The organism is Bacillus sp. 95MFCvi2.1 (assembly GCF_000374965.1).
Lineage (GTDB): Bacteria > Bacillota > Bacilli > Bacillales > Bacillaceae_G > Bacillus_A > Bacillus_A pseudomycoides.
Genome location: NZ_KB895710.1, coordinates 71,564 through 83,798, shown reverse-complemented (window position 1 = coordinate 83,798; position 12,235 = coordinate 71,564). Strand labels below are relative to the sequence as shown.

The following is a 12,235-nucleotide window of genomic DNA, read 5'->3' as shown; positions in this document are numbered from 1 at the left end:
TGGCCCTTTCGCTTTACCACGTTTTTCTTCTAGTCCTTTGATACCTTCAGCCTCAAAGTGTTTCACCCAACGTCTTACTACTGAGTGATCAATTCCTAGTTCTTTAGCGACCGTTTTGTATCCCATTCCTTCTTTAAGGTATAAATCTACTGCTTTTTTCTTAAATTCTATATCGTAAGTTACTCTAATTTTACCCATAGAAAAAATCCCCCCCATAGTAAACAGATTAATGTGCTTTCTTTTTACTGTCTACTATAAGGGGATCATATCATTATGAGAGGGCTGCTCTTTTTTTTAGACAACTGAAAAATGAGTGGAATTCCCTTATAGACAAACACCTATTCTTGTATGAGAAATATGATAACAAAGGCAGGTTAAATTGAGAGAAAGAGGTGAAAGAAATGAAAGGGATGGATAATAACGCATCGCACGGCTTTATGATAGGTCAGGATGGCTATGCACAAATGCTAATGGGAGGAGCTGGACAACAAGGATATGGCGGGAACCCAACATGGATGGGCGGATCATCAGAAGGAGTTCCTACATCTGTAGCTGGAGCGCAAACCGGAATGCCAACATTCGTGGGAGGAGCGCAGGGTGGAGTTCCTATAGGAGTACCAACTACATTTCCGGCATTTGTAGGAGGAGCGCAAGGTGGAGTTCCTGTAGGAGCGCCAACTACATTTCCGGCATTTGTAGGAGGAGCGCAAGGTGGAGTTCCTGTAGGGGCACCAACTACATTTCCAACATTTGTAGGCGGGGCACAATCTGGCTTCCCTGCATCAGTTGGTCCGCAACCAGGATTTGGTGGTGTTGCTCCTATTCTAGTAGGAGGAGTAGGTCCACAAATGATTCATGGTCATCACGTCCATCACGGTCATCACGTCCATCACGTCCATCACGGTCATCACGTCCATCACGGTCATCACGTCCATCACGGTCACCACCAACATCACGGTCACCACCAACATCACGGTCACCACCAACATCACGGTCACCACCAACATCATGGTCACCACCAGCAACACGGTTACCACCAGCAACACGGTTATCATCAGCAACACGGTCATCATCAGCAACAAGTACATCATCATGGTCACCATCAAATTCATCCACAGGCGGTTTTATATCAAACACAACACCATGGTCAGCATCAACACCATGGTCAGCATCAACACCATGGTCAGCATCAACACCATGGTCAGCATCAACACCATGGTCAGCATCAACACCATGGTCAGCATCAACACCATGGTCAGCATCAACACCATGGTCAGCATCAACACCATGGTCAGCATCAACACCATGGTCAGCATCAACACCATGGTCAGCATCAACACCATGGTCAGCATCAACACCATGGCCAGCATCAACACCATGGTCAACAACATCAAACATGGTATGGCGGAGCGGGAAGTGCAGGAAGTACTGCAGGAACAGCGGGCGCGGCAGGGCATGCTGGACACGGACACTAATAGAGTAAATAAAAAACATAAAAAAATTCTCTTGTACGCAAGGGGATTTTTTATTTTGGGAATAGTAAGGAGGAGAGGAGGTGCATTACATATGGGAAAAGGTAGAAGTAATAATGCTGGTAAAAAGCAACCGAATTTCGATGATTCATCTAATTTCGCTAAACAAAGTCAACCGACAGAAAAGAAGAAAAAATAAAGTGAAACTTTAATCAGTGGGGGTTTTCTTCATCCCCACTGATTATTAGCCCTCACCAATCGGGCTTTTACGGGCAGTTTATCTCTCACCTAACTTCTTTGCTTTCACCGAATTTTGAGGTGGGGGTATTACTGCCCGTTAATGCGGGATAAACAAAAAGGAGCTCTCTTCATAAAGAGAGCTCCTTTTTCAGATATATCGGCGTTTCGACACAACATATCGTTCGCTCGAAAAAATAAGACATAAGTGCGGGGCTTAACTTCCCGCGAATGGTAGCCTATTCAATCTTATTTCCCTGCTTTTGCTAATGCTTTTTGGCGTTGACGCTCAATTTCAGCACGTAACTGTGGTTCTGGTGCTTGCCAGCCTTCTGGTTTTAAAATTTTGCCATCGCCTTCGCGGAAACGTGGTTTTCCGTCAGGGAATAGTTTTGCCATATTTGCATTGTTTACAATTTCAAAGCCTTTATCGGGACGAACTCCCATTTCTGCAAATGTTCCAAATGCGAAATAGATAAGGTCAATTAACGCATCATATTGATCTTCTACAGTATTAGCTTCTAAAAATTCCTCTAACTCTTCTTGCATAAAGCTTGCGCGAATTTTTGCGCGTTCTTCTGTTAATTTTGTTGGTACATCTGTAACAGGGTGTCCAAATACCTCGTGCATTTTTGCAACAAGTTCATATCCTTTATCTAAACCTTTTTCGTTAGCCATGTTGTTTCATCCTTTCACGTTTTGTGCCGAACTTTATTGTAACATAAGGAGATTGTTTAATAAAAAAAACACCTTATAAAATAAGATGTTCTTTCCCTACTCTTCTTTCTTTATTAAAAATGATAAAGCGAGATCAATTCCGAACATCCCAACAAGTAGCGTCGGTACGACAACAAGTAAATAACGTGTAAATGAAACATTTTTTAAGTATGTATGAGCAAATAAAAAGACGCCGAGAAACAGAATACCATTTAAAATAGGTTTTACTAACTTTTTAGACATAAGCTCCCCCGTAAATATCTTTTTTCTTTATGTAAGTATTATCAAAAAACTCCTCTCTCCGTTGTATCATGCTCGGAAGAGGAGTTCAATCATTATCTGACATTTTGAGGGAACTATATTTCATATTATTCGATTACACCGGAGTTTGTAATATCAACTTCATATTTTACTGTGATAGGAACGTCTTTGTACATTTTTTTCCATTCTGCTAATTTAAATGGTCGATAGTGTTGTCTAAATTTAGCTCCTAGCCCAAGAGGATCAACATTTAAAGATTTAAATTTTTTGATGAGTTTTGTGGCTTTAGTATTTAAGCTTTTTTCAACTTCTTGTGATATTTTTTTTGTGTTCTGTTTATTTTCTAGGTTTACTTGTTTCGAAAGTTCTAAGATGCGTGCATCTATTTTTACTTTAATTAAAAAGGAAGGCTTTCCAGCTTTTATATTTACAGTATACGTTGGCTTGGAGCGTATATTATTGATCATTACATATCCATTATTACTTTTAAATTCGTGTGAATCTAACCGATGTTTTTCCAATAACCCCTTAAATATGAACATATCTTGTCGATCAATTTTTCCGACATACTTATCCTTTTTTAAAAGTCCAATGCCAGTGATTTTGATTTTGTCTTTACTCTTTTTTAGGATAGGCATATAAGAGTCTTGGCCTTCACGATAATAACGAAATGCACCTAAATGTAAATTATCAGTTGGTACGGGGCCAGTTTGCATGTTATGCTCTAACATTTTTTTTATATAGATAGCCACATTAGAAGAAGTTGTATATTTTCCTGTTAACAGCTCAGGTCCATTTCCTTCTAATAATCCAACATACACTGAGTTTCCGATGCTGACATCGCGAATCAGGGTATCAAAGGAGGTCGACAATCCTTTTTTTGCAATTCTTGTAGTAAATAAAGCAACGCGCATTTGTCCGCTTGCAAATGGTTGAGAAGATTCCAAAGAAGTATCAGCTTTTACTTGTTTAACGGCATTTGCTATTCCTTCAAAGACCTGTACTTTATTTCCTTTTCGCTGCACCGGACAAACCGATGTTACCTTTATTTTATTATTTTTTGCTGTATCAAAAACAACCCCTTGAATTAACTGAACATCATCAACAATATTTTTTTGCAAACAGCCTGTTATGATGAATAAACAAATACATGAAAGAAGAATTAGTTTTTTCTTGATTTTTTCCATTTTCTTTTCACCCACACGATAAGAAATAAGATTGGGATGTAAACATATATAAGCCAAAGACTAACTTTGGAAGTATGACTAATAAAATCGTTGATATCATGCCTGTTTGTTAAAAGTTGTGACACAATAATTGTAATGAACATGAAAGAAAGTAAAATGTATTTTTGCTTTACATGAAAGATTTCATGTGTTCCTCTTGTAGCAGCCCATAATGGAAGAATAAAACTTGTAAGAATTACAAGTGCATAGCCGGAGATGGCAATGTACTCTAGTCGTTCGATAAAGGGTAATTGAATAACTTGTGTCATGGAAAGCTGAGACCAAATTGTTTTTGATAACTGTTTTTCGCTAAAAAAAGCGAATGCCAAAATCGTGCTAAATAAATATAAAATGTTAGAGAATAATACACCATATTGTGCAAATTTATGAGATTTCTCGGGATTCTTCACAAATGGGTATGCCATAAGAAAAATTTCAAAGCCCGTCATAGTATAAATTGACAATTGGGATGCTTTTAAAATATTTCCCAAAGAATGCGTAAAAACAGGAAGTAAATTTTCCCAATGCGCGTACTTGAACATAAATAGGCTAAGAAAAATATAACCTAGTGTCCCACTAATTGAAACGACACAGATACCAGTGATGATGCGGAATCCTGATGAGATGATGTAGTAACTTAATAAACATAAAAAGGCGGTGAACATCCAAGTGGACCCGGTAGGAAACATCCATACTTGAACAATCTCAACATACGTTCGAACAACGGATATACTCGCAACCAAAAAATACAGCATGAATACAATATTAATGCCATTACCGAGCCACTTTCCAAAGGTTTGGTGATGAAGGTCTATTAGGTTGCCTTCTGTATTTTTTAATAAGTAATACATCATCCAAACGAGAATGTGAATGATGATTCCTGTGATGAGAACACCAATCCAAGCGTCGTAGCCCGCAGCTTTGGCGATAATGCGTGCAAATCCGAGAACTCCAGCGCCGAACTGTGCACTATGAACTAAGAAGAAAACAAAGATAGGAGATATTTGATATTTTGTTTTGACTTTACTCATATGTGCACCTCGTTTCTTATTCATCAAAATCAGATGTATGTTTTGTTGAAATCCCATGTGCTGATTTTTTTACGTGTTGCGGCCTTGCTTGAATATCTCTTGTATCAATCATAGATAATGGAAACCGAATCCAAGAGTCTTTTAGTGATTGTCGCCTTGCTGGATAAAAGAGCGCGAATGGTTTCTGTAAAGAAGAAAGCCTGAATAGATGAGTAAATAAAAAGATAAAACCTAGTGAAATTCCGAATAGTCCACCTAATTCTGCAAATAAAAGGAATGGGAATCGTAGTAAGCGAACTGCGTTCCCCATCTTATAAATCGGTGTGATAAAGGAAGCTAACGCGGATAAGGCGACAATGATTAATAAAATATTACTTGTTAGTCCTGCTTGTACAGATGCTTGTCCGATTACGATACCGCCTACAATACCGAGTGTTTGGCCTACTTTCATTGGCAGTCTAGCCCCAGCCTCTCTAAGTAAATCAATAACCAGTTCTAGAAAGAGTGCTTCTATTAAAGGTGGGAAAGGAACTTGTGCTCTTGATAAAATTAATGTTTCGAGTAAATCGCTTGGAATTAATTCGTAATGATAACTTAAAATGGCAACATATAATGGTGCTGCGCAGATGGAAAACAGAACAGCAATGAGTCGTAAAAATCTTGAAAACGTAGCGTAAAGCCAAGATACGTTGTAATCCTCTGGCGAAACAAAAAAATCAAAGTATGAAACAGGAGTGAGTAAGACGCTCGGTGAACCATCTACAAAAATAGCGATTTTTCCATCAATTAATGCGGTCGTTACTCGGTCTGTACGTTCTGTATTAATAAATAGTGGGAAGATTGATTTTTCTCCCATCAATTCTTGAATATAGGAACTGTCGTTGATTTGATCGTATTCAATTGTACGAAGTGACTCTTCTAAATAATCAACACTGTCTTTTTCAGCAAGGTTCTCTAAATACATCATGACAACTTTTGTTTTAGAGAATGTCCCAATGATAACCTCTTTTGTTTGTAGTGCTAACACTGGAAGGCGTTTCCGTACTAAGTTAAGATTCGTATCAAGATCCTCTACAAATCCCTCTTGTGGGCCAATAACTGTAGATTCATTTAATGGAATAGATGGCGCCCGATAATTATCAATTGTGATATTTGCTAAGATACATTTTTGATCTTGTTCATGTAACTGTACGATAGCGTGCCCTTTTAAAACCATATCTTCGATTTTTTGAAGATCATTTGTGATCGTAATTCCGCTCATTGGAATATGCTCTTTTAATTCTTCTAATGTAGAACACGTATGCTCTAATAAAGCTGGCATTAAATACTTTTGTAATTTTTCACCATCAAGCGATGGCCGGTAATAAGAAATCCAATACGGCATTGTTTCATCATCTGATGTGTGATAACTTACAAAATCACTAGATGTTTTTAGGTTTTCTAATAAATCTTGAAGAGAGTGAACCTTTTCTTTCTCGGGTTTACTGAAATCATAAATGCTATTGCTACTATTATTTTGCTGCTTGCCTTGTATTTGCTGGTCCTGTTTAGTAGCTTGGGCAGATTGATGTTGTTTGTTTTGTGTTTGCGCGTCTTGTTTAGTACCTTGAGCAGATTGATGTTGTTTGTTTTGTGTTTGCTGGTCTTGTTTAGTAGCTTGGGCAAATTGATGTTGTTTGTTTTGTGTTTGCTGGTCTTGTTTAGCAGCTTGGGCAGATTGATGTTGTTTGTTTTGTGTTTGCGCGTCTTGTTTAGTACCTTGAGCAGATTGATGTTGTTTGTTTTGTGTTTGCTGGTCTTGTTTAGTAGCTTGGGCAGATTGATGTTGTTTGTTTTGTGTCTGCGCGTCTTGTTTAGTACCTTGAGCAGATTGATGTTGTTTGTTTTGTGTTTGTTCCTCTTGTTTAGTAGTTTGATTTTGCTCTTTTGAATCTGTTTTACTTGATTTTTTTTTCTTTCGAAACCATTTCCATATCATACGTATTCCCTCTTTAACTCATGTAAGATAATGTTAGTTTATGGCGTATTTTGTATATTATGCACATGTTTATGGGGAATCAAAAATCCTTTTTGTTAAAAGAAGGGTTTCTTTTGGAAACGTAAAAGTGTTTTGGTAAACGGGATAGATTTGTTATGGAGGATTGATATATAATGACGTATTTACAATGGGGTAGAAATTTATGATGTATGTAAAAAAAGAAAGCTTTCATTTAAAAAAGTTTACATTTGAAAATGGCATAAAGATCCCTGTTCAGATTGGATATGAGACGTACGGTAAATTAAACCGGGAAAAATCAAATGCGATTTTAGTCTGTCATTATTTTAGTGCAACAAGCCATGCGGCAGGAAAATATACGGAGCAAGATCTCATTCCTGGTTGGTGGGACGGACTGATTGGACCGGGTAAAGCAATTGATACCGATCGCTATTTTGTGATATGTACCGATAATCTTTGTAATGTACAAGTGAAAAATCCTTACGTGATTACAACGGGACCAAAGTCAGTTAATCCAATAACGGGATCTGAATATGGGATGGGGTTTCCAGTATTTACATTTTTAGATGTAGCACGTGTGCAATATGAATTAGTGAATGCAATGGGAATTACAAGGTTACATGCGGTAATCGGACCATCAGCTGGTGGAATGATTGCGCAGCAATGGGCTGTTCGTTATCCCCATATGGTAGAGCGAATGATTGGTGTAATTACGAATCCGCAAAATCCGGTTGTGACATCGGTTAATGTTCTGCAAAATGCAATTGAAGCTATTCAGTTAGATCCAAAATGGAATGATGGAAATTATGGGGATGAACAGCCGACGAAAGGGCTGCATTTAGCAGGGGAAATGATGTTTATAAATGGGTTTGATGCGCACTATTATGAAACGACATTTCCGCGTAATAGTGCGGAAACGCTACCTTATGAGAATTTCTCAGCACGGACTTCATTTGAACAAAATATAAATGCATTGACACTTCAAAATATTACTTTTGTGGATGCGAATTCATGGATGTATACAGCGAAAGCAACGTTATTACATGATCTTGCACACGGTTTTTCCTCTTTAGAAGGGGCACTTTCTCAAATAGAGGCAGATGTGCTTATGATTCCGTGTAAACAAGATTTACTGCAACCTTCTCGTTATAATTATAAAATGGTAGAGCTGCTCCAGAAACAAGGGAAATGCGCAGAGGTTTATGAGATTGAAAGTATTAATGGCCATATGGCTGGTGTATTTGATGTTCATTTATTTGAAAAGAAAGTGGATGAGTTTTTAAAGAGAAGAGTGTTTGTATAAGTGCAAATTGAAAAAAGCACATAAAACCTAATCTTTAGGTGGAAGAGAGCATCTGGCCATGCATAGAAGTGATCAGCCCCTTTTTTCTGCCCCGTGCCAAGTGAAAACAAAGAGAGAAAACAAGTAGCGGTCACTTTTGGTTCTTCGGAGCCGCGACTTATACGCTTGAAAAATTGAAATAAATATATAGAAATGTGTGAAAAAAGGTGCGAGCCGTTAAGCGAGCACCTTCTTTTTAGATGATTTTTAAACGGAAGACGTATGTAGCAATGCATAATCCAAGGCAAGCGATACTAAGTAATAAATAAAAGAATGCTCGTTCTTGAGAGGATCGTGTGGGTCTTCTTTTGTTAAATATACCGAGTGAAATGATAGCGAGAATTAAAAAAATGAGACCTATAATGAAAAGAAAAAGTGTCATGTCGATCGACTCCTTTCGTAAAACAAGTATATTGAGGATACAATGTGAGAGGTAGATTTGTAAATGTAATAAATTTACAAATGAGTTAGGGAATAATGCAAATGAGGGAAGTTTCACTTCTTTGCGTTCGTAATTTTCCATGCTAAAATTGGTGATGAATAGATGAGTAGAGAAAAAATTTACTACGTCAACTACCCTTCACTTAAATACGAACGCGTTTTGGAGTGGGGACTTCTTTCGGAAATACGTTAAAGTTTTAATTATATTAAGGAGGAACGACATATGACAGAAGTAAAAACAATTACAACAGAAGAAGTGCAAGAGCGCTTAGAAAACGGGGAAACGTTATTTTTAGTAGATGTACGTGAAGATGAGGAAGTAGCACAAGGGAAAATTCCAGAAGCTGTACATATTAAAATGGGTGATATTCCAAATAAAGTAGAATTCTTTGATAAAGAAAATGAGTATATTTTTATTTGTCGATCAGGAATGCGCAGTGAAAATGTATGTCATTATTTAAATGAACAAGGGTTTAAAACAGTGAATATGGTCGGCGGTATGCTGCAATATGAAGGTGAAATTCAATAATTCATTTTTAAAACTTGAAACGCGTCTGTTTCAAGTTTTTTTCTTTTGCATACAGTGTATACAAGAATTGTTTTTCGCATATGAGTGAGCAACAATTCCTGCTATTATAATCGATTTATATAGAAAGGAGGGAGGATGGTGAGTGCGCGAATTCGTAAAATAAAGATTGTTAATAACACAGGAGCTGTTAATGTAGGTGATTGTTATACTATTGAACCATTTGCTGCTTCGAAAATATATGCTGGTTCTGGTGGATCGAGCATCGCTACTTTTTTGAATGGAAAACGGATGCCGTCAGTTACTCCTAGGACGCCAGAATTCCTTCCACCACTAGAAACAAGTGAATTAACATTAGGTTCATAACAGAAAGGTTGACTGGTCATGCCGGCAAATATTAAAGAGTTTGTGATTGTAAATAACTATGGGAATTTATTTACGGGGGATAACTTGCGGGATACTTCATTTGTTGCATCAAAGACATACAGTGGAGCAACAGGGCCAACTTGTATTGATGTTGTGACTGTAATAGGAACGGCAACAAATCTTTGCTTGAACCCAGGGGATGTAGTGACAACGACGTATACGAAAGGTTCAGCGATTGGAACAAGTATGAGCACGAATACCGCTCCAAGTGCCAACACGTCAGGTACTATGCAAGCTGTTCCGAATGCGGATAGCTTGGATTCTGTACCAGGTTTATAGAAAGAGTCCTCTACTAAAAGTAGGGGATTTTCTTATTTTTTCATTGTTTACGTCTTTTTCGTACATATGGTTGTCAAGGAGAACAAGGAGAGGGAAAAGTTGGGGGCTTGCTGCCTGCAGATAGCGGGATAAATTGAATGTTCAATACCTTTGTTGTAATAGAAACAAGAGGTTCACCTAGTAATAATATAAAATCACTATTTATTTGGGTTAGTGCCAGATACTGCCGTAGTAAAACGATTTATAAAAGGAAACGCATTATTTTAGTAGATAGAGAATATTAGAAGTCTGGGAATTTATATTTTTATAATATGTAAAAAACACAATTCTTTATTAATATCATTCGGTTTTCATATAATAATGCTTGATAGATAAATAGATAAAGAGAAGGGGAAAGTGAATCTATGAAAAAGAATATGAAAGTTTTAGCGATGGCAGTTGGTCTAACAATTATGGGATCAACGACAGCTGCTTATGCAAGCCCTGGTGGATTGGACAAAAATGGTGGACATACTTGCCGAACAAACTGTGGGAAATATGAGCTTGAAACAGGAGAATACCATTATCATAACAATTGGAAACAAGATAATGGAAAGTGGTATTTCTATGATCAAAATGGAACGAAAGCGAAAGGTTGGCAACAAGTAGGTACGATATGGTATTACTTTAACGGAAATGGAGCAATGCAAACAGGCTGGCAACAAGTAGGTACGACATGGTATTACTTCAACGGAAGCGGAGCAATGCAAACAGGCTGGCAAGCAATTAGCGGCACATGGTACTACTTCAACGGAAGCGGAGCAATGCAAACAGGTTGGCAAGCAATTGATGGAAAATGGTACTACTTCAACGGAAGTGGGGCAATGCAAACAGGTTGGCAACTCATTAAAGGAGTAAAGTACTATTTCGAAAGTAATGGTGCTTGGAATCCGAATAAATAGTAAAATGAATATGGAAGATTAACGGAAAAATAAAATAGCACCTATCTTATTTTTATAGGATAGGTGCTATTTTTTATTGGATTTTTGCTTTTTCAGATTCAATAGGTTGTCTTTTTCGATAAATAACATAACTGCGTCGTAAATATTTCACTGGAACGCTAAAGACATGTACAAGTCTTGTAAATGGCCATGTTGCAAAGAGCCCCATCGCTGCAATGATATGGATTTTAAACCAAATAGGTACTTCTGCCATATATTCTGCTTTCGGCTGAAAAACAAAGAGGCTGCGGAACCATGGGCCAATTGTTGTTCGATAATCAAATCCTTTTGCATCAATATTGAAAAATGTAGAGGATAGACCTGCTAACATTACAATGAACAAGAGGACGAGGGCGACATAATCTCCTTTTGTACTTGTTGCGATAATGCGTTTTACTGTAAAGCGACGATACATTAAAATCACTAAACCAACAATTGAAGCAATTCCTGCAGGAAGACCGAAGCCGATAGCGACCATATGATACATATGCTCAGAAATACCAAAAGAGGTATATACAGATTCTGGTATTAATATTCCCATGATGTGTCCACCGATTACGAACATAATGCCAAAGTGAAAGAGTAAACTTCCGATTCGGAGCATTTTCTTCTCTAATAGTTCGCTAGATTTTGATGTCCAGCCAAATTGATCATAGTTGTATCTGAAAATGTGTCCACCGATAAAGATTGCGAAAATGATATAGGGGAACAGCACCCATAAAAATTGATCCATCATTTTGACGACACTCCTTTCTAATTCGCTTGTACTCCCCAGGCATCGATGGCGAGGAGAATGGCAGCAAGAATTGGTTCGTACATACAATTTGCTTCTTTTAACTGTCCGTGCAATGCTTGTATATCTTTCGTGTATCTACTCATAATTGGTTCGCTATCTTCTTCATTTGCGTTTGCGAGAAACTCAAGTAGAAGCGGTAGATAATCAGGTAGTTCTTTATCTGTTACCGCAAAGCCAGCTTTTTGATAGTGTTGTTTTAGCTCTAATAATTCAATTCCACGCTCTCTTTGTTCACCTGTGTTCATGTAAGTGAGATACATATTTGTTTTCTTTCCAAAGTCGAATGTATATACGTAAGAATCAATGAGTTGATCGTTTGTTTTTTCTTGAGCTTGTTTGATGAAAGCTGTAAGCAACGTGTGAATTTCTTCATGCGTAATCGTATCAATTGTTTCTTGTAGTTCTGGTAAAGCTTCTCTCCATCCTGTTTCAGGATAGGAGAGAAGGAAGGAAGCACAAGAAAAAGCAGTTTGTAAACCTTGTTTCATAGCTATTACCTCCTTAG

Annotated in this window: 14 protein-coding genes; 6 read left to right on the top strand and 8 right to left on the bottom strand. The window is 37.6% G+C overall.

Annotated features, from left to right (window positions below):
• Positions 1 to 198, bottom strand: a 198-nt coding sequence (locus C568_RS0122980; protein ID WP_018782834.1) for a helix-turn-helix domain-containing protein, incomplete at its 3' end; no start/stop codon positions are given.
• A 203-nt stretch (positions 199 to 401) separates the two neighbouring features.
• Here C568_RS0122980 and C568_RS35685 point away from each other — a divergent pair.
• Complete coding sequence (locus C568_RS35685) at positions 402 to 1,475, top strand: hypothetical protein (RefSeq protein ID WP_081623637.1); 1,074 nt, start codon at positions 402 to 404, stop codon at positions 1,473 to 1,475.
• Between the two features lie 483 nt (positions 1,476 to 1,958).
• Here the strand turns inward: C568_RS35685 and C568_RS0122965 are convergent, their stop codons facing one another.
• The 5 genes from C568_RS0122965 to C568_RS0122945 all read right to left on the bottom strand — a co-directional run bounded on the left by C568_RS0122965 (position 1,959) and on the right by C568_RS0122945 (position 6,922).
• Positions 1,959 to 2,387 (bottom strand): haloacid dehalogenase, encoded by a 429-nt coding sequence (locus C568_RS0122965; RefSeq protein ID WP_018782832.1) that lies wholly within the window; start codon positions 2,385 to 2,387, stop codon positions 1,959 to 1,961.
• 96 nt (positions 2,388 to 2,483) lie between these two features.
• Positions 2,484 to 2,669, bottom strand: coding sequence for a hypothetical protein (locus C568_RS0122960; protein WP_003201353.1), 186 nt, complete (start codon positions 2,667 to 2,669; stop codon positions 2,484 to 2,486).
• Between the two features lie 125 nt (positions 2,670 to 2,794).
• Positions 2,795 to 3,874 (bottom strand): Ger(x)C family spore germination protein, encoded by a 1,080-nt coding sequence (locus C568_RS0122955; RefSeq protein WP_018782831.1) that lies wholly within the window; start codon positions 3,872 to 3,874, stop codon positions 2,795 to 2,797.
• On the bottom strand, positions 3,850 to 4,944 hold the full coding sequence (locus C568_RS0122950; RefSeq protein ID WP_018782830.1) for a spore germination protein: 1,095 nt from the start codon (positions 4,942 to 4,944) through the stop codon (positions 3,850 to 3,852). The genes C568_RS0122955 and C568_RS0122950 overlap by 25 nt, the downstream gene beginning before the upstream one ends.
• A 16-nt stretch (positions 4,945 to 4,960) precedes the next feature.
• Positions 4,961 to 6,922 carry a spore germination protein gene (locus C568_RS0122945; protein ID WP_018782829.1) on the bottom strand — a complete coding sequence of 654 codons (1,962 nt, stop codon included), beginning with the start codon at positions 6,920 to 6,922 and terminating at the stop codon, positions 4,961 to 4,963.
• 202 nt (positions 6,923 to 7,124) lie between these two features.
• On the opposite strand from C568_RS0122945, the gene C568_RS0122940 reads away from it, so the two are divergent.
• The 5 genes from C568_RS0122940 (at position 7,125) to C568_RS0122915 (ending at position 10,895) form a co-directional block, all read left to right on the top strand.
• Positions 7,125 to 8,243, top strand: coding sequence for an alpha/beta fold hydrolase (locus C568_RS0122940; RefSeq protein ID WP_018782828.1), 1,119 nt, complete (start codon positions 7,125 to 7,127; stop codon positions 8,241 to 8,243).
• Between the two features lie 703 nt (positions 8,244 to 8,946).
• Positions 8,947 to 9,252, top strand: coding sequence for a rhodanese-like domain-containing protein (locus C568_RS0122930; RefSeq protein ID WP_003201171.1), 306 nt, complete (start codon positions 8,947 to 8,949; stop codon positions 9,250 to 9,252).
• Positions 9,253 to 9,387: 135 nt separating this feature from the next.
• Complete coding sequence (locus C568_RS0122925; protein WP_033794593.1) at positions 9,388 to 9,615, top strand: spore germination protein; 228 nt, start codon at positions 9,388 to 9,390, stop codon at positions 9,613 to 9,615.
• Positions 9,616 to 9,633: 18 nt separating this feature from the next.
• Positions 9,634 to 9,954, top strand: coding sequence for a hypothetical protein (locus C568_RS0122920; protein WP_003201175.1), 321 nt, complete (start codon positions 9,634 to 9,636; stop codon positions 9,952 to 9,954).
• Positions 9,955 to 10,358: 404 nt separating this feature from the next.
• Positions 10,359 to 10,895 (top strand): YHYH domain-containing protein, encoded by a 537-nt coding sequence (locus C568_RS0122915; protein ID WP_018782826.1) that lies wholly within the window; start codon positions 10,359 to 10,361, stop codon positions 10,893 to 10,895.
• A 73-nt stretch (positions 10,896 to 10,968) separates the two neighbouring features.
• On the opposite strand, the gene narI is transcribed toward C568_RS0122915, so the two are convergent.
• Both narI and narJ read right to left on the bottom strand, forming a co-directional pair.
• Positions 10,969 to 11,670, bottom strand: coding sequence for a respiratory nitrate reductase subunit gamma (narI, locus tag C568_RS0122910; protein WP_006096259.1), 702 nt, complete (start codon positions 11,668 to 11,670; stop codon positions 10,969 to 10,971).
• A gap of 17 nt (positions 11,671 to 11,687) precedes the next feature.
• Complete coding sequence (gene narJ, locus C568_RS0122905) at positions 11,688 to 12,218, bottom strand: nitrate reductase molybdenum cofactor assembly chaperone (RefSeq protein WP_003201180.1); 531 nt, start codon at positions 12,216 to 12,218, stop codon at positions 11,688 to 11,690.
• Positions 12,219 to 12,235: the final 17 nt, after the last annotated feature.

Coding starts and splice junctions, on each gene's coding strand:
- C568_RS0122950 (WP_018782830.1), bottom strand. CDS start 4,944: ATGAGTAAAGTCAAAACAAAATATCAAATATCTCCTATCTTTGTTTTC.
- C568_RS35685 (WP_081623637.1), top strand. CDS start 402: ATGAAAGGGATGGATAATAACGCATCGCACGGCTTTATGATAGGTCAG.
- C568_RS0122940 (WP_018782828.1), top strand. CDS start 7,125: ATGATGTATGTAAAAAAAGAAAGCTTTCATTTAAAAAAGTTTACATTT.
- C568_RS0122925 (WP_033794593.1), top strand. CDS start 9,388: ATGGTGAGTGCGCGAATTCGTAAAATAAAGATTGTTAATAACACAGGA.
- C568_RS0122955 (WP_018782831.1), bottom strand. CDS start 3,874: ATGGAAAAAATCAAGAAAAAACTAATTCTTCTTTCATGTATTTGTTTA.
- C568_RS0122960 (WP_003201353.1), bottom strand. CDS start 2,669: ATGTCTAAAAAGTTAGTAAAACCTATTTTAAATGGTATTCTGTTTCTC.
- C568_RS0122945 (WP_018782829.1), bottom strand. CDS start 6,922: ATGATATGGAAATGGTTTCGAAAGAAAAAAAAATCAAGTAAAACAGAT.
- C568_RS0122965 (WP_018782832.1), bottom strand. CDS start 2,387: ATGGCTAACGAAAAAGGTTTAGATAAAGGATATGAACTTGTTGCAAAA.
- C568_RS0122915 (WP_018782826.1), top strand. CDS start 10,359: ATGAAAAAGAATATGAAAGTTTTAGCGATGGCAGTTGGTCTAACAATT.
- C568_RS0122930 (WP_003201171.1), top strand. CDS start 8,947: ATGACAGAAGTAAAAACAATTACAACAGAAGAAGTGCAAGAGCGCTTA.
- narI (WP_006096259.1), bottom strand. CDS start 11,670: ATGATGGATCAATTTTTATGGGTGCTGTTCCCCTATATCATTTTCGCA.
- C568_RS0122920 (WP_003201175.1), top strand. CDS start 9,634: ATGCCGGCAAATATTAAAGAGTTTGTGATTGTAAATAACTATGGGAAT.
- narJ (WP_003201180.1), bottom strand. CDS start 12,218: ATGAAACAAGGTTTACAAACTGCTTTTTCTTGTGCTTCCTTCCTTCTC.